The 21784-nt window shown below is 51.4% G+C and carries 30 protein-coding genes; 7 read left to right on the forward strand and 23 right to left on the reverse strand.

Annotated features, from left to right (window positions below; all coding sequences use genetic code 11):
* Window positions 1–2: 2 nt before the first annotated feature.
* The 14 genes from nusB to spoIIIAA all read right to left on the reverse strand — a co-directional run bounded on the left by nusB (window position 3) and on the right by spoIIIAA (window position 9473).
* Complete coding sequence (nusB, locus tag FGI41_RS07375; RefSeq protein ID WP_139489320.1) at window positions 3–413, reverse strand: transcription antitermination factor NusB; 411 nt, start codon at window positions 411–413, stop codon at window positions 3–5.
* Window positions 414–426: 13 nt separating this feature from the next.
* Complete coding sequence (locus tag FGI41_RS07380; RefSeq protein ID WP_139489321.1) at window positions 427–639, reverse strand: DUF2273 domain-containing protein; 213 nt, start codon at window positions 637–639, stop codon at window positions 427–429.
* 14 nt (window positions 640–653) lie between these two features.
* Window positions 654–1226 (reverse strand): alkaline shock response membrane anchor protein AmaP, encoded by a 573-nt coding sequence (amaP, locus tag FGI41_RS07385; RefSeq protein ID WP_139489322.1) that lies wholly within the window; start codon window positions 1224–1226, stop codon window positions 654–656.
* 62 nt (window positions 1227–1288) lie between these two features.
* Window positions 1289–1720, reverse strand: a complete 432-nt coding sequence (locus tag FGI41_RS07390) for an Asp23/Gls24 family envelope stress response protein (protein ID WP_139489323.1) — start codon at window positions 1718–1720, stop codon at window positions 1289–1291.
* A gap of 68 nt (window positions 1721–1788) precedes the next feature.
* Entirely contained in the window at window positions 1789–3141 is a 1353-nt protein-coding gene (gene accC / locus FGI41_RS07395) for an acetyl-CoA carboxylase biotin carboxylase subunit (RefSeq protein WP_139489324.1), read from the reverse strand.
* 20 nt (window positions 3142–3161) lie between these two features.
* Window positions 3162–3683: an acetyl-CoA carboxylase biotin carboxyl carrier protein gene (gene accB / locus FGI41_RS07400; protein WP_139489325.1), complete on the reverse strand. Its 522-nt coding sequence runs from the start codon at window positions 3681–3683 to the stop codon at window positions 3162–3164.
* Between the two features lie 320 nt (window positions 3684–4003).
* Window positions 4004–4624 (reverse strand): SpoIIIAH-like family protein, encoded by a 621-nt coding sequence (locus tag FGI41_RS07405; protein WP_139489326.1) that lies wholly within the window; start codon window positions 4622–4624, stop codon window positions 4004–4006.
* A gap of 12 nt (window positions 4625–4636) precedes the next feature.
* Window positions 4637–5224, reverse strand: a complete 588-nt coding sequence (gene spoIIIAG / locus FGI41_RS07410; RefSeq protein WP_368656648.1) for a stage III sporulation protein AG — start codon at window positions 5222–5224, stop codon at window positions 4637–4639.
* Between the two features lie 141 nt (window positions 5225–5365).
* Window positions 5366–6073: a stage III sporulation protein AF gene (gene spoIIIAF / locus FGI41_RS07415; protein ID WP_139489328.1), complete on the reverse strand. Its 708-nt coding sequence runs from the start codon at window positions 6071–6073 to the stop codon at window positions 5366–5368.
* A gap of 11 nt (window positions 6074–6084) precedes the next feature.
* A complete protein-coding gene (gene spoIIIAE, locus FGI41_RS07420; RefSeq protein ID WP_438358010.1) occupies window positions 6085–7284 on the reverse strand; it encodes a stage III sporulation protein AE in 1200 nt (399 codons plus the stop codon).
* A 33-nt stretch (window positions 7285–7317) separates the two neighbouring features.
* A complete protein-coding gene (spoIIIAD, locus tag FGI41_RS07425) occupies window positions 7318–7710 on the reverse strand; it encodes a stage III sporulation protein AD (RefSeq protein ID WP_139489330.1) in 393 nt (130 codons plus the stop codon).
* A gap of 14 nt (window positions 7711–7724) precedes the next feature.
* On the reverse strand, window positions 7725–7928 hold the full coding sequence (spoIIIAC, locus tag FGI41_RS07430) for a stage III sporulation protein AC (RefSeq protein ID WP_139489331.1): 204 nt from the start codon (window positions 7926–7928) through the stop codon (window positions 7725–7727).
* Window positions 7929–7944: 16 nt separating this feature from the next.
* Window positions 7945–8463 carry a stage III sporulation protein SpoIIIAB gene (gene spoIIIAB / locus FGI41_RS07435; protein WP_139489332.1) on the reverse strand — a complete coding sequence of 173 codons (519 nt, stop codon included), beginning with the start codon at window positions 8461–8463 and terminating at the stop codon, window positions 7945–7947.
* Window positions 8457–9473, reverse strand: a complete 1017-nt coding sequence (spoIIIAA, locus tag FGI41_RS07440; RefSeq protein ID WP_139489333.1) for a stage III sporulation protein AA — start codon at window positions 9471–9473, stop codon at window positions 8457–8459. Before spoIIIAA ends, spoIIIAB begins: the two co-directional genes overlap by 7 nt.
* 69 nt (window positions 9474–9542) lie before the next feature.
* Here spoIIIAA and FGI41_RS24815 point away from each other — a divergent pair, with 69 nt between their 5' ends.
* Complete coding sequence (locus tag FGI41_RS24815) at window positions 9543–9692, forward strand: hypothetical protein (RefSeq protein WP_176560172.1); 150 nt, start codon at window positions 9543–9545, stop codon at window positions 9690–9692.
* A gap of 497 nt (window positions 9693–10189) precedes the next feature.
* Here the strand turns inward: FGI41_RS24815 and FGI41_RS07445 are convergent, their stop codons facing one another.
* From FGI41_RS07445 to FGI41_RS07455, 3 genes are all read right to left on the reverse strand, one after another.
* Window positions 10190–10711, reverse strand: a complete 522-nt coding sequence (locus tag FGI41_RS07445) for a CD1247 N-terminal domain-containing protein (RefSeq protein WP_176560173.1) — start codon at window positions 10709–10711, stop codon at window positions 10190–10192.
* 121 nt (window positions 10712–10832) lie between these two features.
* Window positions 10833–11846 carry an NADPH dehydrogenase NamA gene (namA, locus tag FGI41_RS07450; RefSeq protein ID WP_139489334.1) on the reverse strand — a complete coding sequence of 338 codons (1014 nt, stop codon included), beginning with the start codon at window positions 11844–11846 and terminating at the stop codon, window positions 10833–10835.
* A gap of 255 nt (window positions 11847–12101) precedes the next feature.
* Window positions 12102–12368 carry a YqhV family protein gene (locus FGI41_RS07455; RefSeq protein WP_139489335.1) on the reverse strand — a complete coding sequence of 89 codons (267 nt, stop codon included), beginning with the start codon at window positions 12366–12368 and terminating at the stop codon, window positions 12102–12104.
* A gap of 146 nt (window positions 12369–12514) precedes the next feature.
* Here FGI41_RS07455 and comA point away from each other — a divergent pair, with 146 nt between their 5' ends.
* The 4 genes from comA (at window position 12515) to FGI41_RS07475 (ending at window position 15626) form a co-directional block, all read left to right on the forward strand.
* Complete coding sequence (gene comA / locus FGI41_RS07460) at window positions 12515–13339, forward strand: phosphosulfolactate synthase (protein ID WP_139489336.1); 825 nt, start codon at window positions 12515–12517, stop codon at window positions 13337–13339.
* Window positions 13330–14046, forward strand: coding sequence for a 2-phosphosulfolactate phosphatase (locus FGI41_RS07465; RefSeq protein ID WP_139489337.1), 717 nt, complete (start codon window positions 13330–13332; stop codon window positions 14044–14046). The genes comA and FGI41_RS07465 overlap by 10 nt, the downstream gene beginning before the upstream one ends.
* Window positions 14047–14091: 45 nt before the next feature.
* The gene (locus FGI41_RS07470) at window positions 14092–14556 is read left to right on the forward strand and encodes a DUF441 domain-containing protein (RefSeq protein ID WP_139489678.1); all 465 of its coding nucleotides are present in this window, start codon (window positions 14092–14094) and stop codon (window positions 14554–14556) included.
* An 80-nt stretch (window positions 14557–14636) separates the two neighbouring features.
* Window positions 14637–15626 carry a terpene synthase family protein gene (locus tag FGI41_RS07475; RefSeq protein WP_139489338.1) on the forward strand — a complete coding sequence of 330 codons (990 nt, stop codon included), beginning with the start codon at window positions 14637–14639 and terminating at the stop codon, window positions 15624–15626.
* Between the two features lie 72 nt (window positions 15627–15698).
* Here FGI41_RS07475 and efp read toward each other — a convergent pair whose 3' ends face one another.
* From efp to FGI41_RS07495, 4 genes are all read right to left on the reverse strand, one after another.
* A complete protein-coding gene (gene efp / locus FGI41_RS07480) occupies window positions 15699–16256 on the reverse strand; it encodes an elongation factor P (RefSeq protein WP_139489339.1) in 558 nt (185 codons plus the stop codon).
* A gap of 52 nt (window positions 16257–16308) precedes the next feature.
* Window positions 16309–17385, reverse strand: coding sequence for a M24 family metallopeptidase (locus FGI41_RS07485; protein ID WP_139489340.1), 1077 nt, complete (start codon window positions 17383–17385; stop codon window positions 16309–16311).
* Window positions 17386–17415: 30 nt separating this feature from the next.
* Window positions 17416–17868 carry a type II 3-dehydroquinate dehydratase gene (gene aroQ, locus FGI41_RS07490; protein ID WP_139489341.1) on the reverse strand — a complete coding sequence of 151 codons (453 nt, stop codon included), beginning with the start codon at window positions 17866–17868 and terminating at the stop codon, window positions 17416–17418.
* A gap of 81 nt (window positions 17869–17949) precedes the next feature.
* A complete protein-coding gene (locus FGI41_RS07495; protein ID WP_139489342.1) occupies window positions 17950–18417 on the reverse strand; it encodes a YqhR family membrane protein in 468 nt (155 codons plus the stop codon).
* 118 nt (window positions 18418–18535) lie between these two features.
* Here FGI41_RS07495 and FGI41_RS07500 point away from each other — a divergent pair, with 118 nt between their 5' ends.
* Window positions 18536–19468, forward strand: coding sequence for a DUF1385 domain-containing protein (locus tag FGI41_RS07500; protein ID WP_139489343.1), 933 nt, complete (start codon window positions 18536–18538; stop codon window positions 19466–19468).
* A 40-nt stretch (window positions 19469–19508) separates the two neighbouring features.
* Window positions 19509–19841 carry a hypothetical protein gene (locus tag FGI41_RS07505; RefSeq protein ID WP_139489344.1) on the forward strand — a complete coding sequence of 111 codons (333 nt, stop codon included), beginning with the start codon at window positions 19509–19511 and terminating at the stop codon, window positions 19839–19841.
* A gap of 128 nt (window positions 19842–19969) precedes the next feature.
* Here the strand turns inward: FGI41_RS07505 and FGI41_RS07510 are convergent, their stop codons facing one another.
* Together FGI41_RS07510 and mntR are read right to left on the reverse strand one after the other, a co-directional pair.
* Entirely contained in the window at window positions 19970–20884 is a 915-nt protein-coding gene (locus FGI41_RS07510) for a patatin-like phospholipase family protein (RefSeq protein WP_139489345.1), read from the reverse strand.
* A gap of 424 nt (window positions 20885–21308) precedes the next feature.
* Window positions 21309–21770, reverse strand: coding sequence for a transcriptional regulator MntR (mntR, locus tag FGI41_RS07515; protein WP_255298362.1), 462 nt, complete (start codon window positions 21768–21770; stop codon window positions 21309–21311).
* Between the last annotated feature and the right edge of the window lie 14 nt (window positions 21771–21784).

Raw genomic sequence — 21784 nt, forward strand, 5'->3', positions numbered from 1 at the left:
GCTTAGCTTTCGGTTGTGGTGGCCCCTGCTTGCAGGTAGGCGGAAAGCACTCCGTTGATGAATTTGTAGGATTGCTCGTCACTAAACAGTTTAGCCAATTCTACGGCTTCATTTAACACGACGCGATCCGGAGTTGCTTCATCAAACATCAATTCGTAAAAAGCGAGACGCAGTACAGAGCGGTCTACGTTGGCAATGCGGTCCAGCTTCCAATTGCGCAGATACTTCTGGATCTCCGCGTCGATGGCCGGCAGATTCTCCAGGGTACCATGAACCAGAGAGAGCAAAAACTCCGTGGACTCACCCGTGCTGTCTTCCATCACCATGTCAATCGCATCCGGCAGCTGAACTTCTGCCACATCCAATTGAAAAAGAATTTGTACTGCTTTTTCTCGTGCAATTCTGCGTTTCATCACTCGTCACCTACTATTTAAATTTACCTGGTAAAATGCGGTCTAGGATTTCAGTTAAATCCTCTTTGTGATCCAGTTTACGACCGATGTAGCAGCCCGTCCCAACAAAGACGACAAACACCAGTGTATCCCAAAATCCAGCAAAAAGATAGATCAGCCCGAACAAAAAACCTGCGAGCCCTCCTAGTAGTTTACCCTTATGTTCCCTCATTATCTCCCACTTCATTGATTTCTCACCCTTTAGTCAAGACGTCTGTTCGCCCGTACAACCGGCTGCTCATGTCCAGTGACGACTTCAGAGACAACCACGGTGACTTCTGCGATATCTACACCAGTGATGGCCTCTACCTGGTTTTTCACCTCGTATTGAAGGGCTTGCGTCATTTGAGGGATGGAAGTCTCACCGTCCGTGGTGACGCGGAGAATGATCGTATTGCGAGTCTGATCACTTTTTACTTTGGTAACCAGGCCTTTGACGCCGTTTACTTTTTTGGCGGTACGCTCAGCGATGGCGCGGATCGTCTCCAGACTGATGTTGACCACACCGTATTCATTGCGCTGATAAATCCCCTTCTCTTCACGAGAGCGGCGGAAAGAGAACGCACTCAGGAAGAAACGGAGACTGATGATCAAAAAGATAATCGCCACTGCCAGATACGGGATATTGACACCTGTGTTGTATAAAAGATTTTCCAACGTGGACAGGACATATTCAGCCGGAATCAGATAGACCATCACTCCGATGACATAGCCAGAGATTACGATCAAGGCCAAGCTGTAAATGGTCAAGATAAAGCGGTCAAACAGATTCACAGTTTCACTCTCCTTTATGTGGAAAAATGCCCCCAAAATATCGGGGGCATCTTTGTTACGTTTTATCGAACCCGTTGGAATTCTTCCGTAATCGCAATCGGAGCCGTCTGTGGCTGCGGAGCTTTCTCTTCCGCTTTGAGCTCTACGTCCACGATATGTACGTTGACCTCCACAACAGACAGACCTGTCATGGTTTCGATCGCATTGCGTACACTATCTTGAATATTGCGGGCAACTTCTGGAATTCGATGTCCGTATTTCACGATGATGGAAACATCAACCGCTGCTTCACGAGAACCCACTTCAACGCGCACACCACGTGCTACGTTTTTGCGTCCCAGTCGTTCTGCGATATCACCGACGATCCCGCCGCTCATGTGGGCTACACCCTCCACTTCGGCTGCGGCCATACCAGCAATCACTTCTAAGACTTCGGGAGCGATCTGGACTTTCCCAAGCTCTGTTTTTTCCGCTTCTGGTCCAAGTTTTTCCACTATTCGCACCTCCCACTAGGATTTACACCTCATTATAGCAATACGGCTGGTGTTTTTCAAACATCTTCCTACTCACCAAGCTTGAGATCGTAGGTTTCGAGGAATTTGGTGTCAAAGTTACCGGAGAGGAATACCTCATGCTCCAAAAGTTTCAAGTGGAACGGGATGGTGGTATGGATCCCCTCGATGGTGAACTCGGACAGGGCACGCTTCATCCGCTCGACGGCCTCGGTACGATCCTTACCCCACACGATGATTTTGGCGATCATGGAATCGTAGTGTGGTGGGATGGTGTAGCCTGGGTATGCCGCAGAGTCGATGCGGACACCGTAGCCGCCCGGTGCGAGGTAGTTTTGGATTTTGCCTGGAGACGGCATGAAGTTCTTGACCGGATTCTCCGCATTGACACGGCACTCGATGGCCCAGCCGTTGAGTACGATATCCTCTTGGCTAAAGGACAGGCGCTCGCCTGCTGCTACGCGGAGCTGTTCCTTGATCAAGTCGATGCCAGTTACAAGCTCTGTCACCGGATGCTCTACCTGGATACGGGTGTTCATCTCCATGAAGTAGAACTTGCCGTGCTTGTCGAGCAGGAATTCGACTGTACCTGCACCATGGTAGTTAACCGCTTTAGCGGCTGCTACTGCTGCTTCCCCCATCGCGCGGCGGGTCTCTTCGGAGAGAGCCGGTGATGGGGCTTCTTCTACGAGCTTTTGGTGACGGCGCTGAATGGAGCAGTCACGTTCCCCTAGATATACTGTATTCCCGAATTTGTCCGCCATGATTTGAATTTCTACGTGGCGTGGGCCTTCGACGAATTTTTCGAGGTAGACACCAGCGTTGCCGAATGCGGTTTTCGCTTCGTTCTGCGCTTGACGAATCGCTTTTTCGAGGTCGGCATCGTCTACTGCGACACGCATCCCGCGTCCGCCGCCGCCCGCTGTCGCTTTTACCATAACCGGATAACCGATATCGTGTGCGACTGCGATGGCGTCTTGGATATCATCGATCAGACCTTCTGTACCCGGTACACAAGGAACACCTGCTGTTTTCATGGTGTCCTTCGCAGTGGACTTATCACCCATCTTAATGATGGATTCTGGGTCTGGACCGATGAAGGTGATGTTGCAAGCGGCACAGATTTCGGCGAAGTCAGCATTTTCCGCCAAGAAACCATAGCCTGGGTGAATCGCGTCAGCACCTGTTTTGGCTGCGACGCTCACAATATTTGCCATGTTGAGATAGCTGTCTTTGGAAGCAGTCGGCCCGATGCAGTACGCTTCATCCGCCAGCTTGACGTGCAAGGCGTCGCGGTCTGCTTCGGAAAATACCGCTACCGTCTGAATCCCTAATTCGCGGCAAGCGCGAATGACACGTACGGCAATCTCTCCACGGTTGGCGATGAGAACCTTATGGAACATCTCGATACCCTCCCGTATGATTAGACTCTAACAAGGAAAAGAGGTTGGCCGTACTCTACCAATTGGCCGTTCTGAACCAACACCTCAACGATTTCACCGTTTACTTCTGCTTCGATTTCGTTGAAGAGCTTCATAGCTTCTACGATACATACCACTTTGTTCGCAGTTACGCGATCACCTGGCTTCACGTAAACAGGTGCGCTTGGTTCTGGAGAAGAGTAGAAGGTTCCCACCATCGGGGAAACAATCTTATGTAAAGACGGGTCATCAATCGCTGGTTTTGCTGCTGGTGCCGCTACTTCTGCTGCAGCAACTTGTACCACTGGAGCCGGAGCCGCAACTGGCGCTGGTGCTGCAACTGCTGCCGGTGCCGCAACTGCTTGTACCACTGGTTCAACTGGCAGGGCGATTCCTGTCTCCACGACAGCGCCGCCGTTTTTCTTGATGGACATTTTGGCACCATCGACTTCGAGTTCGAATTCTTTGATGGTAGATTGGTCAATGAGCTTAATCAGTTCACGAACTTCATGGATCTTGAACACAATTGAGCACTCCTTCGCGTTATGTTTTTTTCTCTTTTTTTTAAAAAAATACACTGGCAAGGTTACGAAGTATGAGAGCGTTTCCTTACAGGCAACATTTTCATGGTAGCCTTTTTTCCCTGAACACGTCAAGTTAAGGATTTCTTTTTGATCTTCATTATAGTAGGAAAATGATTCCTTTTTCAACAATTTACGATATATTCTGCGAAAACATTTTTGGGTTATATATATAGTGTTTATGTTTAAATCATATTGAAAAGAATGAGGCCCCCGAACCTGTTTTTCGAGGGCCTTTATTGCTATAGTCTTACGGATTGGGCTTAAGGCTTGAAGCGGACTGTGACATCTTTACCAGAAACACCCATGTGTTGCTTCGTGAGTGCGATGATGTCTACGACTTCTTTGGAAGTGAGTTTGTCTTTTTGTACGACAACATCTACCTTGCTGTCCTGCATGTAAACGACACAATCTTTGTAGCCGTTTGCTTTGATCAACTCTTCGAGCGCAAGCGTTTTGGTTTCCACTTGGGAGAGCTCTTCATGCTTCGCTTTTGCTTCGGCTACCGCTTGCGGAGTAGCTTCGCCGCTGGTCATGATCTGCATTTGCTCGTCTTTTTGCTGTTGGGTCATCGCTTCACGCTTGAGCTTGTAGCCTTGGAAGTAGTCAGCAGATGGAGTTGGTGCGTTGACCGCTGCGGCTTCTTCGGTAGTGGTTGCGTCTTTTGCGCCAGTGTTCTGGCCTTCGACTGGAGTCGCTTCTGGTGTCGGCTGGTCGGTCTGCTTGGAGTCTACCTCGATGCCCATGAGCGGTTCGAGAGTTTTGGATTCTTCGCTGACGGCTGGCATCTGCTCGTTCGGGCCTTTTACCATGTAGTAGCCGGAGAGTACCACCATCACAGCAAGCATTGTGAGAAGCCATACGGTTTGTTTACGCAACATCATTGTCATTACCTCCTATTTTTTCGGTAAGATTGAGATTTTATAGGCTGGGACTTCCAGCACTTTTTGTACAGCGTCGGTGATCCATGCTTTGACTTGTATGTTCTCAGCCCCCTTCGCCACGATCAGAACCCCTCGTACCTTGGGTTTCATCGTTTTTACCACCACCGGCTGTTGGCTTTTGCCTCCATCGATGACGACTACCTTTTCATTGCGGGATTGATCGTTCTGATCGCGGGTCGCCTGGTTTTTGTCCACCTCTTTGGTGGTTGCCTGACGGCTGTCGCGGTCTTTTTCAACGACAATCTCCGGTGTGGAATCCAGATTGACCATCACCTCCACCTGACCTACACCAATCACGCTTTCGAGGATTTCGGCGAGCTGGGTTTCGTAGGTGTTTTCGTATTCGCGCATGGTATCTTTGCTGATGGAGCCGCCGAGGACCGGTGCTACGTTGGCCGTGCCGTTGCCTGGGTCTTGCTGATTTTCGGCGGCGGGTGGTGTGAAGTCGCTGCCTAAGGTCTGATCAGGCTTGACGGTGAGGAAATCGGTGAAGATCATCAGGGCAAGCCCGATGCCCAGTGCGAGGATGAGATAATGCATGGGCCGAAGCTTCGGGGGCTCTCCCCCTGATCCACCTGAGCCTGATCCTGCGGTTGCACCTTTTGAACCACTGCTTTTCGCTGATTTGCTGAGAATGTTTTCTAACCATTTCGTCAACATGCTCTACCTCCTTTCCACGTGTTATTGGCGTGCCATTGATCCGTCGTCATGGGTGACACGAATCTGGCTGGGTGACAGCTGCCACTCCCGGGCGATGTGGTCGGCAATCTGGCGGTGGAGCGGGTCTGTCGGCTGGGTCTGGGCGGGGATGGCTTTCGGTTCTTTGTCCGTACTGGACGAATCTGGGTTGATCTCGATGGTGACAGGCTCGATTGGCTTGATCGGGGCTTGGGTGGATTCTTGGGTGGTTGTGGCTGCTTCGTCCTGTGGGCTGACGGTGAGGGTGATCGCTTGGATCGGGTTTTGACCGGGGTCTGGTGGTACTCCCTCTTTGGGCTGGTTCAGGCTGATCTGGACATCGGCGAGTTCGACGCCGAAGTTCTGCTGGACCATCACGCGGAGTTCTTTTTCCATCTGCCGGGTGACGTAATCGTTCATCTGGGTGTCTTGCTGGGCGATCAGCCTGTTGGCCAGGTCGTTCCACTTGAAAGGCTCTGGCTGCTTGACCGAGGAGTCGTCGAACTGGTACTGGCTGATCTTGGCTGCCATCTCGTCCGGCGAGATGCTGAATACGGCAAAAGCAGGACTGATGATGGTCAGCAGGATGATGAGGCCCATCACCATTTTGACGTAGCGTTGCAGGCTGGTATTGGGCAGGATGAGGTCGAGAAATGCGGCGAGGAGGACGAGTAAGATGATTTTTTTCAACCATAAGATAAGCCATTCCATCTGTTATTCACCTACCGAACCATAAGCGATATATTGCCTGCGGCGATGATGATGGTGATCGCCAGAAAGAACATCAGACCGACCGTTGCCAGGGCAGCGAAGACGAACAGTAGGCTTTTGCCGATGGTGCCAAGCGCGGAGATGATCGGGCTTGACCCGAGCGGCTGGAGAATTGCGGACGAGAGATTATAGATCATGGCAAGCACGAGGATTTTGATGGCGGGAAAGGCGCAGAGGATCAGGAGGATGATCACGCCTGCGAGACCGACCGCGTTTTTGACTAAAACAGAGGCGCTGACGACGGTATCGGCGGCATCGGAGAACATCCGGCCCACCACAGGGACGAAGTTGCCGGTGACGTACTTGGCGGTGCGCAGTGTCACCCCGTCGGCCAGTGCCGTCGTCGTGCCCTGAATGCTGATCACCGCCAAAAAGATCGTCAGAAAGGAGCCGAGTGCGCCCATCGCCACATTGCGCAGCAGGTTGGCAAGCTGTGTCACCTTGTACCGCTCGGAGAACAGGCTTGCGATGGAGAGCATGGCGGAGAGGAACAGCATCGGGAAAATCACGGTGGAGATGACGATGCCGCTGATGTGGATCATGAACACGATCATCGGGTGAAACATCGCCGCTGATGCGATACTGCCCGTGGAGGCAAGTAATGCCAGCACCAGCGGAATCATCGCCAGCATGAAGTCTGACATGTCGGTGATCGCATCTTTGGCATAGGTGATGGCGACATGAAAGCTGTTCATCGCAAGCACCATCAGCACCAGATAGGTGATCGAGTATGCGACGACGGAGACGGTGTTGCGTTCAAATGCGTTTTGCATCGTCTCCAGGATCATCGCAAACACGGTGATGACGATGATCGAGCTCAGCAGCTTGCCGTTCATCAGGATCTCGTGCAGGAAGAACTGGAGCAAGCCTTTGAGCATTCCAGAGAGTGTGAACTGTCCGTCCTGCATCAGCAGCTGGATAAAACCGGGCTGCTGAAGGTCGGGCAGGTAGCCTTTGTACTCGCGGAGTGTTTTCTGCCAGAACTCTTCGATATGATCGAGCTGCAGATTCTCCGCCTGCATCTGGACCAACTCGTCCATCGGGTGAAACGTGGACGTCGGTTCGGCTGTGGTTACGGTGACGGGTTCGGCGGCCAGACTGGCATCGGCGGCAGTCGTAAGCGTGAAGATGAGCACGATCAGGGTGAGGATGCGTGCCACGTTTCGTCCCCCCTTTGGAACCTTTTACGCAGGTAATAGGTTGATCACAGTTTCGATGATGATTTGGATGATCGGTACGGCCATAACGAGGATGAGGACTTTGCCCGCCAGCTCGATTTTGGATGCGATGGCTCCTTGTCCGGCGTCGCGGGTGATCTGTGCACCGAATTCGGCGATGTAAGCGATCCCGATGATTTTGAGGATCGTTTCGAGAAAGACCATGTTGAGGTCAGCTTGTACGGCTAATTTTTCTAAGACACGGATGACGTCAGAGATTTTGCCTATCAGAAAGTAAAAGATCAGGATGCCGCTGACAATCGCAATGAGGAACGCAAACAGCGGCTTTTGTTCCTTAATGACCAAGGCGAGGATGGTTGCAACGATCCCAAGTCCGACGATTTGGACGATTTCGTTCATATCCGCTACCCCTCCTAGTTAAAAAGGAACACTCGTTTAACCTCTGTGAACAAATCGCCCAGGTAATGTGCCACCATGTAGAGGACAAGAATAAAGCCGACCAGCGTCATCCACTGTGCGACATCCTCTTTGCCCGCCGCTTTGAGTACGGTGTGCATGATCGCTACGATAAACCCGACCCCGGCGATTTGAAAAACGGGAGTCAAGTCAAAATCCACGTTTTACACCTCGCTTTTAGAACATCAGAATGACAACCAACAGACCGCTTAAAAACCCTAAGCTTCGATACATCCGCTCGTAGCGGCCTTGCTCGTCCCGCGCTTCCGTCTCCAAACTTCGCAAGTGGCTCATCGCCAGCTGCAAATGCTTTTTCTGGTCCTCCCGGTCGGAGTTGCCGAGCACGTATCCAAGGCTCATCAGCACCTCCTTTTCCGATGGCTTCATCGCGGTCCCTGACCAGTGACGGTCGATCGCAGCCTGTATGGAGGATTGGGTGGATTGTCCATTCGGAGAGGCCAGATTCTCGCTTGCGGTGTTAAAAATGCGGCCCAGCTCTGGCGGAAGGCGCCGACCCAGCTTGTCGAAGGCTTGCTTCAAGGGAGTGGCTCCGTACAGGATTTCGGTTTCGAGCAGCTGAAGGGCTAAAAGCAGACCACGGATTTGCAGGGTGCGCTGATTAAGCTGACGACCCATATAGAAACCGGCCATGGTAGCGGACAAAAGGACGATGACAGCACCGATCAGCTTCAGCATGGGAGCTGCTCCTTTTGGGACATTTGCGTCTGGGGCTTATCAGGAGGTTGGTTCCTGCTTTGATCCAGCGGTTTTTGCATCAGGTTGTAACGCTCATCGTAGATGCCGTGGATCGTCCCCACTCCCCTGCTTCGTCCCATCACGATATAGCGTTGAAAAGCTCCCTGCTGGATCAGCTTCCCAAGACCTGGGCGGCGGGAGATGTCAGCGAGATCGATGCCGTGCGCGGAGCAGATGACCGATACCCCCGCATGAATCGCTTCCCAGATCGCTTCGCTGTCCTCTGGCCGTCCGATCTCGTCCACAATGATCACATCAGGTGACATCGAGCGGATCATCATCATCATTCCGACCGCTTTGGGGCAGGCGTCCAGCACATCGGTGCGCGGTCCGACATCCCGCTGCGGCACCCCGTTGAGACACCCTGCTAACTCGGAGCGTTCGTCCACAATTGCTACTTTGCGGCTGGATGAGCATTCATTGCCATAGCTGATCGAGCGGGCCATATCGCGAAGGAGCGTCGTCTTTCCACACTGCGGCGGTGAGATGATCAGGGTGTTGAGTATCCTCCCCCGCTCGTACAAGTAAGACAGCACGGGTTTCGCGACGCCTCTCTTTTCTTTGGCGATACGTATATTAAAGCTGGTGATATCGCGGATTCCTTTGACCTCGCCTCGCTCCATCACGACCTTTCCAGAGATGCCGATTCGATGGCCTCCCACGATGGTGATGTACCCCCGCTTCAGCTCTTCTTCTAAGGCGTAGAGGGAGTGCTGGCTGATCTGGTTGAGCAGCTGACCCGACAGTTCTTCGCGGAACACATAGCCTAGGCGAAAATTCGTTGTGATCTGACCAGCCTCCGTCAAAAAATGATTCTGCTGACCAAACCGGATCTCCACCGGAAGATTCTGCCTAAGCCTGATCTCCTCCACGTTCTCTCTAATATGAATTGGCAAGGCGGACAGGACGCGGCGCAATGCTTGCGGCAAGATTGAGTCGATTTCGTTCATTGACTTCCCCCACTTTGTCCTACTCAGACTTCAGACTTACATCATCCTATGCGGACAAGGGGGTGGATTATGACAAGCAGTTTTTGCGGGGTTGGAAAAGAGCCGGGGGCAAGCTGCTCCGCCTCCTTACAATCCCGCAAGTGTGTGGTGACTGCCCGCCAGAGAAGAGAAAAGGACTTGATCGGGTCAAAAATTCCAAAGAAGCCGATCCAAGCGTAGCGTTTGCCCCTTAGCGGCTCGAAGAGGCGTGTTGTCCTTTTCTCTTCTCTGACTGGGTCGGATTGTAAAAAGGCTCACAGCTTGCCCCCGGCTCTTTTCCAGCCAACTGTTGTTTCATATGAGGAAAAAAGAATTAAGTGAGAGCTGAATCAGTGAAGCGAAACATATCAAGAAGCGTTGTCTAATGAATAAATGTTGGTTGTCAACAGTTATTTGGCCCTTACTTATACGTTTCGATTTCGAATCTTCCGAAGCTACGAATAATTACACATCATTATTTCTTTATATTTATATAGAAGAGACGGACAGCTGCACCAAGAGAGTGGGGATGATCTGTTTGTAAGGAGACCGGCTGAACGAAGTGAGGGAAAGGCGACTGGAAAACAGATCATCCCCGCTCTCTTGCGCCCCCCTCCAAGCTCCTACCGGAGCCACAAAAATAAAAAAAGCTGCCGACAGTAATCATCGGCAGCCTGCAAAACGATTCAAAGAATATTCTACGTCGGATTAATCGGCTCCGTCCCACCATGATTCGGCTCAATCACATAGTGATGATACCCCTCTTGATCGGTCCCCTCATGCAGGAACACCACTTCACGGCAGGTCGGGCATTCGATCTCATAAGAACGGTCGAACGACACGTCATCACGGCTGTCTCGTCCGCGAACATGACGGGACTCATACACATAAGCGTCCTCGCTGTCGTCGAGATCATAGTAATGCTCACCATCTTCATCGACGAGATAATACTCTTCACAATCATCATCTACATCTTCGTAGAGATCATCATCCTCGTCATCGTAGAGGAGATACTCCATGTCGCTGAGGTCCTCGTCAACCGCCTCTACATAATCCTCTACCTCATCTACACGGGTATGTACCGATTTCAACTCAGTGCTCACCTCGTCGAGCAGATCGATTAAATCGACGAGAATTCGGTTTTCCATGCTGGTTTGATCCAAGTCCATACCGTCGATTACGCCACGCAAATACGAAATTCGCTTATCCAGATGTTCCATCAGTACCCCTCCTCGCAGATTTACAAAAGTATTTTGCCCACGAAGAGACATCTTACAAATGGAAAACCCATCCAAGTGAACAAAACATCTGTTCACCCGGACAGGCTCTCATCCAAAAAGCTTAAAATCCACGCTGATATTGTACCGGAACGCTTTCCTTGTTATTCTCCAACGCAATCTGGGCATGCAACGCCCAGTATGGATCACGTAGCAGGACACGGGCGAGGCTGATCAGGTCGGCCCGGCGGTTCTGCAGAATTTCTTCTGCCTGCTCCGGCGTTGTGATTTTGCCCACTGCTGCGGTTGGAATATCAGCCCCATAGCGGATTTTTTCAGCGAGCGGCACTTGGTAGCCCGGATAGTCGGTGATCGGATACGGTACGACCGCCCCAGAGGAGACATGGATCAGATCGACGCCCAGCTCTTTTAACAACGCGGAGAAAAAGACATACGCCTCAATGTGGTTGCCCCCGTCGGCATACTCCTCAGCAGATACTCGGACGAACAGCGGCCCGTCCCAGACTTCCTTTACAGCGAGTACTACTTCTTTTAACAGACGGAACCGGTTCTCATGCCCACCGCCGTATTCATCTGTGCGCTGGTTCGCAAGCGGAGATAAGAACTGGTTGATCAGATAGCCGTGTGCGGCATGGATTTCGATACAGTCAAAGCCTGCTTGCTTGGCACGCTCGGCTGCTTTGGCGAAGCTTCTCACGACACCGTGAATCTCATCGCGGCTAAGCTCCTTCGGCACGCGGTAACGATCAGAAAAAGCAATCGGGGACGGTGCAACCGGTGTACCCTCAGCCTCTGATTTGCGTCCGGCATGGGCCAGCTGAATACCGATTTGGGTACCATGCGGCTTTACCAGCTTGACCACCTCGGAGAGTCCTGCTACATGCTCATCATCCCAGATCCCCAAGTCATGATCGGAGATACGCCCGTGAGCTTCCACCGCTGTCGCCTCGACGATGATCAGACCGACACCACCCACTGCACGGGTCGCATAATGTACCTTGTGCCAGTCATTGACACGGCCCTGCTTGTCTGCTGAATACATACACATCGGTGCCATTACGACACGGTTTTTCAGTGTCATACCGTTTATCTTAACTGGTTCAAACAGCTTGCTCATCTCTTACTACCTCCCCATCCTATGTAAAACTTTGGTACTCTCCTCATTGTATCCAATCTCTCGATCAAATGAAAAGTGCACAAGTATAGCGAAGTGTAGGACAAAAAAAAGAAAAGACACCCGATTTTAAGCTTTCGGGCGCCATTTCTTTGACTCGTCCCAGTGACCATTTCAGCTGATTGTTTCAGCTGAAATTTCATCCGACCCTCACTGCTGCGAGTCACATCTTCCAGCCTTATTTTCACAAGCCTTCCCCTACTTCCCCCTGACACCGATGAAAATACACGCGATCCCCGCGAAAATCCAGAACATTTTCCCCATACTCAGGCGATCCGACATACCCAAGAGACCGATGGTGGTCGTCGTCAACAGCACGAGCGGTCCCACCAGCGCTAGACCCGAGTTGATCACCAATGCCTTCTCCACCGAATTGAACCTAAGGATCAGAAGTGCCGCGAGAATCTCTATGGTCCCTGACATGATGCGCAATGACGCCATGCCGATAATGGCTTTTTCAAACATGCGTGTCCCCTCCCCCTACACTTTATGCCAGGTCTTGTCTAAATAGTCTCGTCCTGACACAAAGTAAGATGGGCTTTTCCATCAAAAGCGTCCGGCGAACTCCGCGCATACCCTATAGCAAATGCCTAGGAAATGGGGAGAAACAGATGATTCCTACTGACACCTCTTTTTGGCCGTCGAATTGGCTCGACCCTTCATGGGAACGTACCGATAAGCCTCGGACGCAAGGGATTACGATGGTCATTGACAAGGGCCTCGGCATCCGTGCTTTTGATGACTTACTCGCTACTGCCGCTTCTTATATAGATGTCTATAAACTTGGCTTTGGCACCTGTGTGCTCTATCCACTCGATATCCTGCAGCAAAAAATCAGCATGGCCCGCGAAAACGGGATCAAGATCATGCCGGGCGGTACTTTTTTTGAAGTGGCCCACACCCAGTCACCATTAGAGACGTATTTCGCCCGCCTCAAGGCACTGGGCTTCAATGCCATTGAAATCTCTGACGGGACCCTGCCGATCAGCAAGGAAGAACGGCTCCGTGCGATTTCCCTCGCAGCCGAAGCGGGCTTTCACGTCTTCTCCGAATATGGCAAAAAGGCTAGTGATTTCTCCGCCGACAAGGAACTCCTGCTCGAAACCCTGCATGAAGATATCGACGCCGGTTCCGAATACGTCATCGTCGAAGCCCGCGAAAGCGGCAATGTCGGCATCTACAACAAGCAAGGCCAGGTGGATGACACCTTCCTCCTTGAAGTCACCAGAGAAGCAGGAGAGCTAGCCAGCCGTCTGATCTGGGAAGCTCCGCAAAAGGAACAGCAGGTCGCCATGCTCAACACGCTGGGATACTCGACCAATCTGGGCAATATTGCCCCAGCGGATCTCATCTCGCTTGAAGCCCTACGCCGTGGTCTGCGGGGAGACACCGCCGCGCTGATCATCTTGGATCGGGGAAAATCCACATGCGAATAGAGCTGGTTCCCACCGTCGAAGAAATCCTGCACGAACAAATCTTTAACCGCACGGTCGTCGTCATTGATGTGCTGCGGGCTTCCAGCACGATTGTAACGGCACTCGGCCACGGATTTTCCCACGTGATTCCGGTAGAGACCATCGGCCAGGCCAATGCGCTTCGTAACGCTGACAGCCTGCTTGCCGGTGAGCGCCACTGCAAAAAAATCCCGGAGTTCGACTTCAACAACTCACCGACCACGATCATGAAAGGCGACTACACCAACAAGCACCTGATCCTCACCACCACCAACGGCACACGCGCGATCCAAAAAGCAGAGCGGGCCAACCACCTGATGATCGGCAGCTTCCTCAACGCCACCGCCTGTATCAAACACGCGCTTACCCAAAAGCTCGACATCACCCTCTATTGTGCCGGCACACGCCAGGAATTCGCCTTAGAAGACGGTCTTGCCGCCGGTTACATGGTACACAAAGCCAAGCAGCTTAACCCGCACATCCACACCTGCGACCTCGCCGAAGCACTGGAAAAAAGCTATCTCTACCTCGCTGACAGAATGCCTGACCAGCTGATGCTGACCACCACAGGCAGACGGCTCGTGCAGCATAATTTTGTAGAGGATATCCTGCATTGCGGCAAGATCGATCTGTATAATCTTGTCCCCGTGATCAAGGAAAAACGCATACTCCCCCACCTTGTCTCATAAAACTGAAAGGAAGACACTGGGACAGGGGTTCGATCGATCATGAATATGATGTCTGGAGAGGTCATGCTGGTCATTCTGATTGTGGTGGGTCTTGTCGGACGCTCCCCGATCATCGCGACCGCGGCCAGCATGCTCCTCGTATTGAAGCTAACGTCATTGGAGCGTTTTTTTCCTACTGTAGAGCGTCGGGGTCTGGAGTTGGGTCTGTTGTTTTTGACCATCTCCGTACTGGTTCCGTTCGCCAATGAAAAAGTCTCGATGAAAGACATCACCCCCCTTTTCACCACATTGGTCGGTGTACTTGCGCTGACAGGCGGGGCTTTGGCCACCTGGATGAACGGAAAAGGCTTAGACATTCTTCGCACAGAGCCTCACCTGATTGTCGGCTTAGTGATTGGCTCCATCATCGGGATCGTCTTCCTGCGCGGTGTTCCTGTAGGGCCTCTGATGGCAGCTGGCATTACCGCTTTTCTGATGAAAGTGATCGAGTTATTCACGAAATCTAACTGATTTTGTCAACCAGTGTAATTTTTGGTTGACTTATTTTTTTATAAGAAGGTAGTATCATATCAAGGAGGGAAAATAGCCCCATGATGAAAATGATGCTATCCAGTCTAAGCCGTAAAGAACAGGCCCACGTCACCCGTCTTACCAGACATTTGACTGCTTACATGTTGGAGCATTACCGTCATCAACCAGAGTTTGACCCCAGCCGTTTTCCCAGTATCGCTCTGTGCTGCGCGGTTGAAAATCCGGAACTTCCTCTTTCAATGTTAGAAGATTTCGTCAAAATCGGGGTCTGGATTTTTGATTTCGATTCAGCACTTGACCAGCGGCGCTTCAGCAAGAGCGAATTGGCTAAGCGTCTCAAGCAGTTCGAGCAGATAGTCCGTGGCAATCCGTCAGCAGGCATACCCGCAGACCCTTACGGACGGGCGCTTGCCGATCTCACCCTCAATCTTCGCAATAAGCCCCTCTTTACCTCCTTGGAATACATATGGCAACATACCTACCTCCGCATGATTGATGCGATGCTGTTTGAGATCGCCGAGGACGGCAAGCCGCTGACGTTGGAGACGTACCTTGACCGGAGCACCTTCAGTATCGGGCTCCCGTTCTATGTGATCAGTACATGGATTTTGCGTGATGATGCCACCGCTCTCCTCTGCCAAAGTGATCTCTTGGAGATGCTGACGGCGGCCAGCACCTGTATCCGCCTCGCTAATGACCTGCAATCCGCCGATCGGGAACGTCTCGAAGGCAAGATGAATTCGCTTTTTATAGAAGAATCCAAAATGCTTGCAGCCGGTCTTGACCCGGATTCCGCCCGTGAGCAAAGCCGGCTGAAGATCCAAACCCTCTTGGATCAACACATGGTGAACTTTCAACAATTCTGCGACGACCGCATCCCGCATAAAAAATCACTGCGCCGCCTGACACAGTTCGTTGTCGGTTTTTACCGGCATTATGATTTTCACTCCGCCCCTGCGATCCATGAGCAAAAGCAGGACGGCAACTCGGAACAGGAGCCGGAGCCGAGACGGAACCATAAGGATCATTGTATCGCACCCATTCCATAACAAAAAGACATGCCACCTGATGCGGGGCATGTCTTTTTACTTGGATACTTATACCTACGTATGTTGACGCTGTTACGCGCGGGACACGTATGCTTGGGTACGGGTGTCGATGATGAGTTTGTCGCCTTCGTTTACGAAGAGCGGTACGTTTACGATGAAGCCGGTTTCGAGGGTAGCTTTTTTGGTTGCACCAGTAGCGGTGTCACCTTTGATACCTGGTTCGGTTTCGGTAACAGTCAGCTCAACAGAGTTAGGAAGCTGAATTCCGATGGTTTCACCGTTGTATTGCATGATTTGCACGTTCATGTTCTCTTTCAAGAAGTTGAGCTCGTGCTTGATTTGATCATACGTGAAGGTGAGTTGCTCGTAAGTTTCGGTGTTCATGAAGGTATAGTCATCACCTGTCGCATAGAGGTATTGCATGGTGCTGGTCTCGATGCGGGCAGGGTTTACTTTTTCACCACCGCGGAAAGTCATCTCGGTTACGTTTCCGTTACGCAGATTGCGAAGTTTGGAGCGTACGAACGCAGCGCCTTTCCCTGGTTTTACGTGTTGGAATTCAAGTACTGTAAAGATGTTGCCATCTACTTCGATTGTTAAACCCGTACGGAAATCGTTTACTGAAATCATGATAAGCCTCCTAATCAATTAACCATGTAACATAGCCATAAATTAGTATAAATTAGACTGACAAAATGAGCAACTCTTTCGTTGACTTGGTCAGAATCTCGATACCATTCTCCGTGATCACCACGTCGTCTTCGATACGCACACCACCGAGGCCGCTTACATAGATCCCCGGCTCAACGGTTACAACCATACCCGGTTCGAGGGTGACTGGTACCGCTGTTGCAGAGAGATTTGGCAGCTCATGGACATCGACACCCAGACCGTGGCCGGTAGAGTGACCGTATTCTGCACCATAGCCTGCATCCGTAATGATATCACGGGTCAGCGCGTCTGCGTCTTTGGTATTCACGCCTGGCTTGAGGTTGTTGACACAATTCAGCTGTGCTTGGAGGACGATATTGTAGATCTCTACCATTTTCGGATCTGGCTCACCCACTGCAAAGGTACGGGTAAGGTCTGAGTTGTAGCCCTTGTAGGCTGCACCAAAGTCCAAGGTAACCATGTCGCCTTTTTCAATCACTTTTTCACTGGCGCGGCCATGTGGCAGTGCGCCGCGATGACCGGAGGCAACGATGATATCGAAGGCTGCTCCGGTCGCCCCTTGCTTGCGCATGAAGAATTCCAGTTCCATCGCGACATCCAACTCGCGCATGCCCGGCTTTATGTAGGTAAGGATATGGGAATACGCTTCATCAGCGATACGAGCTGCTTCACGCATGATCGCCAGCTCTGCTTCATCTTTATAAGTACGGAGGGTTTCGATCAGGCCAGTGGTTGGAACCAGCTCGATGCCGTCGAAGGCGTTGCGCCAGGTTTCATAGGAAGCCAGTGAGATGTGGCTTGCTTCTACGGCCAGCTTTTTCACACCCATGCGCTTTAATTCTTCATAGAGGGTAGGTACGTTGCGGCGGTCGTTGTTGACTACTTTGAAGCCTTTTGCTTCATCCGCAGCTTGATCGGTATAACGGAAATCGGTGACAAACACCGCTTCATCCGCTGTGATCAGCACAGAACCTGTAGAGCCGGTAAAACCGCTGACATAAGTACGGTTGACGGGATGCTCGGTGAGGAAGGCGTCAGCGCCCTGCTCACGGAATGCGTTTCTCAGCTTATCGATACGTGGATTCATGATAGACCTCTCCCTTATTCTCTCGTCTGTTTACGATTGAGCTTTGGCGGTACTAAGACGGCGGACCAGTGTGCGCAGGGCCCATTCATAGCCATCAGCGCCAAGACCTGTGATCTGACCGACTGCAATCGGAGCGATCACAGAGATCTGGCGGAATTCTTCGCGGGCATGGACGTTGGAGATATGCACCTCAATCGTCGGAATCCCAGTCGATGCGATCGCATCACGAATTGCATAGCTGTAATGCGTAAAGGCGGCCGGATTGATCACCAGACCATCGTGGACGCCCATCGCCTGCTGAATCGTCTCGACCAATTCACCTTCAAAGTTGGATTGCTTATGCTCGATCTTAACACCGAGCTCCTGTGCGACGTTTTCCAACTTGGCTGTGATATCTGCCAGCGTCTGACTACCATAGATGTGCGGTTCCCGTTTTCCCAGCATGTTTAGGTTAGGACCGTTCAGCACCAGAATGGAGATCATGCTTTCCCCTCCAGAAAATGAGTCTTCTCCTCATTCTACCACAGGAAGCAAACGCCTGCACAGGTCAACCAATCAGGACAGCTACTCTTCGCCGTACGCCTCTGCCGAGATCGTCATCGCGATGAACATCCCAAGCGTGATGAACCACAACAGCTCGGTGCTGAGTGTATCATAGCTCCACATCCCCATCCGAAAAAACAGACCAAACGGCACAAACAGCACGAGGCCGTACAGGATACCGATCCACCACATTTTCACTTTGGACAGAAGCAGTTTATACACAGCCGCCGCTACGAGAATCACCCCGAACAGCATAATCGCCCCAATCGCGACACCGGCTCTGGTATCTTCCCCAGCCATCCCCAGCAACGGACGTGAGAAGACACGCACCCCGTACGGCGTAAAACTAAAGAAAAATGAGATCAGTCTAAGGAACCCCCAGATGACTGTCCCCCAGAATGCGATCTGAAACACGGTATTCCAGCTGACTTCTTGGGGCTGTACTTCACCTTTGTCCCCAAAACGATGCCTTACATCTGTCGTCATCATTGATCACCTCCTCCGTAGTATGCACGGATGATGAAAAAGTAATGTCGCCCATGATCTACTTGTAGCAGGAGAATTGCCTTTTGCGTTAAAATAGTAAGATATAAGGAGTGTGATCAAAATGACGCAAAAAGTTCCAAGCTATGGTGGACAAGCCGTCATCGAGGGCGTCATGTTTGGCGGCTCTAAAGTTACGGTGACCGCCATTCGCAAAAAAGACCAAGAGATTGAATACTTCGAAGAATTGCGCAAGGAGCGCAAATGGGTGAATAACTTAAAGAAAATCCCGTTTTTACGCGGTCTCGTCGGATTGGTGGAGGCGAGTGCGAACGGAGCGAAGCATTTGAATTTTGCCTCTGAGCAATACAGTCAGGAAGCAGGAGAAGAGTCTGCAGGCCCGTCCAAGCTGACACTGGTGCTGGGTGTGGCAGTCGTCGGTGTGCTCTCCTTCATCTTCGGGAAGCTGATGTTTACCGTGCTGCCTGCGGTGATAACAGATGCATTCTTTAACCAGTGGGTTCCGCGCGGTTTCGCTTCCAACCTGCTGGAGGGTGGGATCAAGACGATCCTGCTGTTGGGTTATATCTATGCGATTGCCCAAGCGCCATTGATCAAACGTCTGTTTCAATACCATGGTGCTGAGCATAAAGTGATTAACGCGTTTGAAGCTGGGGTAGAATTAACAGTAAAGAATGTGCAAAAATTTTCCACCCTGCATTACCGCTGTGGTTCCAGCTTCCTGATTTTCACTGTGCTGGTTGGTGTTGTGGTCTACTCCCTGTTTGATTACAACACCATGTGGGAACGTGTCGTTCAGCGTATTATCCTGTTGCCTCTGGTCATCGGCTTATCATATGAGGTGCTTCAGTTCACCAACAAGCTGCGCGATATTCCGGTGTTGCGTTTCCTCGGTTATCCGGGCTTGTGGCTGCAAAGAGTCACCACCCGTGAGCCGGATGATACCCAAGTGGAAGTAGCGATCGCCTCTTTTAACAAGATGCGTGAGCGCGACGATGAGCTCAAGCTCCAACCCACTTTGAATGCGACTGGATAACGCCTGGTTTTTGCACTCCATCCAAATGAGGTGAGGTCCGATGAAAACCCGCATTCATCCTCTCGTTCTTGCCGTGATCATTCTTGGGGCGATCGGTTTTATCGTATCGCTTGTGAACAATCCGGTGTACGTGATTCTGACGATTGCGCTGACTGTTCTTGTTGTGTATCTGATCAGCAACTATCTGCGTACGGGCCGCCTGCTGCCACGGTTCTCTGCCCCCTCTTCCTCTACAGCCAGACCGAACAAGACCCAGACGAAGAAAAGCAGCTCTGCCACCCGCAAAAACATTCCGTTCACGGTCATCGAGGGCAGCAAAGGCAAATCAGGCAAATCCAATGACAAAGATTCCAAACCCAAAATCTATCACTGACATACAAAAAACGGTTGCCCCACGAAATTGGCGGGCAGCCGTTTTTTGTTAGGATGGTCACTTCACTTTACATCTATGTTGCCGGACGTTTGGTGCTGGTCTGCTCTTCAACCAGGTGTACCCATCCATTACTCCATCTGGCGGTACTCTTTGACATACGCCTCAAAATCCCAATGGTCTAAAAACTTCCCCGCTGCTTCCCTGCCAGATTTCCAGAGAGCATCACGGGCAGCTTTATCCAGTCCAAAGTCCACCAGCTTCACGCCCAGCGTCGGAATGAAGATCGTCCGGATCGCACTTGATTTTTTGATAAAAAAGCGGTCGTGGGCCTCCAGCAGCGTGGTAATCAACTCACGGGTATAGCTGTACATCCCAAGTATCTTCGCCGGTGGCTTCGTGTACCCCTCCCCGCTCAGCCGAAACCCAAAGGTGGGCCAGCGCGGTGTGGTCGGCACATCAAACAGCCAGACCGGGAAGTTGCTTAACAAGGCCCCATCGACGATCATATACGGAGTCTTTTTGTCGTAGATCAAGGTCGGTTGAAAATAGTAAGGAATCGACGCACTCATCCGCACCGCTCTGGCAATCGGAAAATAGTTAGGATCGATCCCGAAGTCCTTCAGATCATCTGGCAGGATCAGCATGCGCCCTCCTGTAATATCAGAGGCAATGAGTTTGAGCTTGTCAGCGGGCAGATCGCCGAACGTACGGATTCCTTTTTTCCGCAAAAACTCGTCGATCATCCACTCCACCGGATCGCTCGGATAGACTCCTTTATAAAGCAGCACGCTGGCCATATGACCGATCAGGGGCAGCTTGCCTACACCCGTGCGTTTGATTAGATTCGTGAAATCATACTCATAAAAAACATCCCACAATTCCTTCCCCGTATACCCTGCCGCCAACAGACTTGCCGTGATGGCCCCTGCAGACGTACCCGCGAGCCGCTGCCACTCATACCCGCGCTCCTCCATCTCCATCACAGCCCCTGCAAACGCAAGCCCCTTAATCCCGCCACCTTCAAAGACAGCATCCGCTTTCACGGTCCCTCCCCCTCTCCCCTTTTCCCCCATAGTAGAATGTAGAGAATAGGCAGGATGTCTTATGACAAAAAGAGCTTTATGCCTGTCATATCATGGTGAATACAGGATCGAGGAACCTCTGATTGATTTAGAAAGGCAGGTGGCTGAAAATGCGGATAACTGGAGTGTAGCCATGGGTGACAAGGCAGCATTACGGGGATTGAGAGTCGTACGGTTCGTTTTCGGTTTGTGTGTATCATTTTTTGTTTTTTGTGGATGTTCGGCTGCTGGCAGAGTGAGAGGATGATCTGTTTGTAAGGAGACCGGCTGAACAAAGTGAGGGAAAGGCGACTGGAAAACAGATCATCCTCTCACTCCTCCCGGAGTGTGATCCAAAGCTAATGCCAAAATAAAAAGCAGACACCTCAATGTGCCTGCTTCCGGTCTATACCTCTGGGTTGGTCTCCAGTTCTTGTTCTTCTTTTTGCTCCAGTTCATCCTTGATCCGGTGAAGGTCTTCGATCCGGGCAGCATCTGCTTTGAAATACTGCACCAGGTATTCGATGCTGGTCAAAGACTCCCAACTCAGATGATGCTCGATTCCCTCTACGTCTCTATAGATGTGTTCTTCATCGACACCGATGATGCGCAGGAAATCCTCCAATAAAGCGTGGCGGCGAACCAGCCGCTTGCCTACTTTTTTGCCCTTCGGTGTGAGTACCAGACCGCGGTACTTCTCGTACACCAAGTAGTTGTCCTTATCCAATTTTTGTACCATTTTGGTGACAGAGGAAGGATGGACTTCCAGAGCCTCGGCGATATCGGAGACGCGTGCATATCCTTTTTCATCGATCAGGCTATAGATTCGTTCGAGATAGTCTTCCATACTCGGAGTTGGCACTGTCATCCCTCGTTTCCAGC

It is taken from the genome of Brevibacillus dissolubilis, from assembly GCF_006170445.1.
GTDB lineage: Bacteria > Bacillota > Bacilli > Brevibacillales > Brevibacillaceae > Brevibacillus_B > Brevibacillus_B dissolubilis.

Bases quoted from the DNA above. Each gene is read 5' to 3' on its own strand.
- spoIIIAA (WP_139489333.1), bottom strand. From the start codon at position 9,473: ATGAACGAAATCGACTCAATCTTGCCGCAAGCATTGCGCCGCGTCCTG.
- FGI41_RS07470 (WP_139489678.1), top strand. From the start codon at position 14,092: ATGATGTCTGGAGAGGTCATGCTGGTCATTCTGATTGTGGTGGGTCTT.
- spoIIIAB (WP_139489332.1), bottom strand. From the start codon at position 8,463: ATGCTGAAGCTGATCGGTGCTGTCATCGTCCTTTTGTCCGCTACCATG.
- mntR (WP_255298362.1), bottom strand. From the start codon at position 21,770: ATGACAGTGCCAACTCCGAGTATGGAAGACTATCTCGAACGAATCTAT.
- namA (WP_139489334.1), bottom strand. From the start codon at position 11,846: ATGAGCAAGCTGTTTGAACCAGTTAAGATAAACGGTATGACACTGAAA.
- FGI41_RS07500 (WP_139489343.1), top strand. From the start codon at position 18,536: ATGACGCAAAAAGTTCCAAGCTATGGTGGACAAGCCGTCATCGAGGGC.
- FGI41_RS24815 (WP_176560172.1), top strand. From the start codon at position 9,543: ATGACAAGCAGTTTTTGCGGGGTTGGAAAAGAGCCGGGGGCAAGCTGC.
- spoIIIAF (WP_139489328.1), bottom strand. From the start codon at position 6,073: ATGGAATGGCTTATCTTATGGTTGAAAAAAATCATCTTACTCGTCCTC.
- efp (WP_139489339.1), bottom strand. From the start codon at position 16,256: ATGATTTCAGTAAACGATTTCCGTACGGGTTTAACAATCGAAGTAGAT.
- accC (WP_139489324.1), bottom strand. From the start codon at position 3,141: ATGTTCCATAAGGTTCTCATCGCCAACCGTGGAGAGATTGCCGTACGT.
- FGI41_RS07475 (WP_139489338.1), top strand. From the start codon at position 14,637: ATGATGAAAATGATGCTATCCAGTCTAAGCCGTAAAGAACAGGCCCAC.
- FGI41_RS07495 (WP_139489342.1), bottom strand. From the start codon at position 18,417: ATGATGACGACAGATGTAAGGCATCGTTTTGGGGACAAAGGTGAAGTA.
- FGI41_RS07405 (WP_139489326.1), bottom strand. From the start codon at position 4,624: ATGATGTTGCGTAAACAAACCGTATGGCTTCTCACAATGCTTGCTGTG.
- FGI41_RS07505 (WP_139489344.1), top strand. From the start codon at position 19,509: ATGAAAACCCGCATTCATCCTCTCGTTCTTGCCGTGATCATTCTTGGG.
- spoIIIAG (WP_368656648.1), bottom strand. From the start codon at position 5,224: ATGCATTATCTCATCCTCGCACTGGGCATCGGGCTTGCCCTGATGATC.
- FGI41_RS07465 (WP_139489337.1), top strand. From the start codon at position 13,330: ATGCGAATAGAGCTGGTTCCCACCGTCGAAGAAATCCTGCACGAACAA.
- aroQ (WP_139489341.1), bottom strand. From the start codon at position 17,868: ATGATCTCCATTCTGGTGCTGAACGGTCCTAACCTAAACATGCTGGGA.
- FGI41_RS07455 (WP_139489335.1), bottom strand. From the start codon at position 12,368: ATGTTTGAAAAAGCCATTATCGGCATGGCGTCATTGCGCATCATGTCA.
- comA (WP_139489336.1), top strand. From the start codon at position 12,515: ATGATTCCTACTGACACCTCTTTTTGGCCGTCGAATTGGCTCGACCCT.
- FGI41_RS07445 (WP_176560173.1), bottom strand. From the start codon at position 10,711: ATGGAACATCTGGATAAGCGAATTTCGTATTTGCGTGGCGTAATCGAC.
- nusB (WP_139489320.1), bottom strand. From the start codon at position 413: ATGAAACGCAGAATTGCACGAGAAAAAGCAGTACAAATTCTTTTTCAA.
- FGI41_RS07380 (WP_139489321.1), bottom strand. From the start codon at position 639: ATGAAGTGGGAGATAATGAGGGAACATAAGGGTAAACTACTAGGAGGG.
- FGI41_RS07485 (WP_139489340.1), bottom strand. From the start codon at position 17,385: ATGAATCCACGTATCGATAAGCTGAGAAACGCATTCCGTGAGCAGGGC.
- spoIIIAD (WP_139489330.1), bottom strand. From the start codon at position 7,710: ATGAACGAAATCGTCCAAATCGTCGGACTTGGGATCGTTGCAACCATC.